At 62.6% G+C, this 2024-nt stretch carries 2 protein-coding genes and 1 pseudogene; 1 reads left to right on the top strand and 2 read right to left on the bottom strand.

Annotation, left to right across the window (positions count from 1 at the left end; all coding sequences use genetic code 11):
• Both EN742_RS33200 and EN742_RS33195 read right to left on the bottom strand, forming a co-directional pair.
• A pseudogene (locus tag EN742_RS33200) lies at window positions 1-367 on the bottom strand (copper oxidase); the annotation flags it as partial.
• A gap of 112 nt (window positions 368-479) precedes the next feature.
• On the bottom strand, window positions 480-1283 hold the full coding sequence (locus EN742_RS33195; RefSeq protein WP_127407593.1) for a phosphodiester glycosidase family protein: 804 nt from the start codon (window positions 1281-1283) through the stop codon (window positions 480-482).
• Between the two features lie 164 nt (window positions 1284-1447).
• On the opposite strand from EN742_RS33195, the gene grxD reads away from it, so the two are divergent.
• On the top strand, window positions 1448-1783 hold the full coding sequence (gene grxD, locus EN742_RS33190) for a Grx4 family monothiol glutaredoxin (protein WP_126054844.1): 336 nt from the start codon (window positions 1448-1450) through the stop codon (window positions 1781-1783).
• The last annotated feature ends 241 nt before the right edge of the window (window positions 1784-2024 follow it).

Raw genomic sequence — 2024 nt, 5'->3', positions numbered from 1 at the left:
CTGGGAACATGATGCCGGGCGCAATCTCGATCTCCTTGTCTTCCGCCGTGACTTCGAAGGTGCGAAGCGTGCGCCCGTCCGGCAGCGTCGACACCGTACCGGTCTCCCATTCGTTGACCAGCTTGACCGGGTCGAAGCCATTTCGGGTGTCGTCGACCTCACCGACCGTCATCATCGCTCCATGAGCGGACAAATGCGCCGGCTGGTTTTCGGCAGCCGCAACCGCCGGCATCTCGTGACCGGCATGGCTTGTCTGCCCGCGCGCCGCGCTTGCCACCACCGCTGTGCCGCCGGCAGCCGCGAGGCCGCCGGCCAGAAGCAGCCTTCGATCGAGCTTTCGCCCCAGCAAGGATTTCGTCTCGATCATGCCTACATCCTCCAGATCGCGGCGAGCATAGCGGATGCTTTAAGATTTAGCTATAGCTATATTCTGTTGACACGGATTTGGCAGACGCGGCAACGCAGGCTATCGCAAGAGGCTACTGCGCCGCCGTCCTCTTGGCCGACACTGCGATGATGGGACCCGCGGGATACTTCCCGCCGACGATCATCCTGTCGCCATCCGACAGCGCCGAGACCACGCCATCGAGGAACAGCGCATTGGGACAGGACAACGCGTCGCGGAACAGCCGCGCGAAGCTGCCAAGGCTGACTTCCGACCGCGAGATCGCCAGCACGACGGTATCGCCATCGCGCACGCCAACCCCGTTGCGGACATAGCGCGAGGTTCCATTCTGGTCGAAGCGCGGATGCAGCGCGCCATTGATCACCAGCATCGGGCCCGACTGCGTGGCGAAGACCGCATCGGGCTTGGCGGCGGCATAGGCGCTGCTTTCCATGACCGCGGCCTTGCCGTCCCTGCCGATCAGGAACACGCCGTTCGGCTTCAGGAAGAAATTGCCCTCGGCATTCGCAAGGTTGAGCGGCGCCTTTTCGTTGCCATCCTCGACAAGCAGGCCGACCGGCGTCAGGTCCTCGTGGTACATGCCGCCATTCATGGCAAGCAGGACCGGCCGCCCCAGCCCCTTCATCGCCTTGTCGAACACCTCCAGCGACCCGTAGGGTTTGCCGTCAGCGCCGGCATGAAAGAGGCCGACGTCATAAGAGTTGAGATCGATCTCGCAGACGACATAGGGGACCGCCTCGAAGCTCAAATCCCGGCACGGAGCGGGCAGTCCGCCGATGACGAGCGGCGGGCGTTCCCGCGGCCTCAGCCAAAGGGCCGCGGCCAGGGCGACGAGCAGGACGCCGATCAGGATCGTCGCGAGATAGCGCTTTTTCATTACGCTCCGGGAGGATTGGCAGCCTAGGGGACTTGGTGCAGCGTCAGGCCATCTTTTGCGCCATTTCGGCGTCAGCAAGGCAAATACCTTGTTTCGGTCAACCTATGGGTTTATTTGATGGTTATGTTTCGAGCCTGGCTCCCACAGGCGTGAAAGGATTATCCATGAGCGGTATCAACGACTACATCGACAGCGAAGTGAAGAGCAACGACGTGGTGCTCTTCATGAAGGGCACGCCCGGCTTTCCGCAGTGCGGCTTCTCCGGCCAGGTGGTTCAGATCCTCGACTATATCGGGGCCGACTACAAAGGCGTGAACGTGCTGACGTCGGCCGAGCTGCGCCAGGGCATCAAGGATTATTCCAACTGGCCGACTATCCCGCAGCTCTATGTCAAGGGCGAGTTCGTCGGCGGTTGCGACATCGTGCGCGAGATGTTCCAGGCGGGCGAACTGCAAACGTTCCTCGTCGAAAAGGGCGTCAGCGTCAAAGGCGCCGCCTGACTGAACGCGCCTGCCGGCGCCTGAGCGCCGGCGCTGCCTTCCGGGGCTGCCCCCACCTCGGCACTTTGGTTCCCGATACCGGGAACGAGACGGATCGATGCGCCGGTCAACCGGCGCAGGTTCGTTTGGAAAATCGGATCTTGCCGTGGACAAGCAGGCAGTGGCGCAGCAATCGGCAAGCAACTTGCCCATTCCGCGCTGGGAATTCATCGCGCTCTGCGCGGCGCTGATGGCGCTCAAC

This window comes from Mesorhizobium sp. M4A.F.Ca.ET.020.02.1.1 (assembly GCF_004022645.1).
Lineage (GTDB): Bacteria > Pseudomonadota > Alphaproteobacteria > Rhizobiales > Rhizobiaceae > Mesorhizobium.
This window is presented reverse-complemented; position numbering and strand designations above follow the sequence as displayed.

Coding starts and splice junctions, on each gene's coding strand:
- grxD (WP_126054844.1), top strand. CDS start 1,448: ATGAGCGGTATCAACGACTACATCGACAGCGAAGTGAAGAGCAACGAC.
- EN742_RS33195 (WP_127407593.1), bottom strand. CDS start 1,283: ATGAAAAAGCGCTATCTCGCGACGATCCTGATCGGCGTCCTGCTCGTC.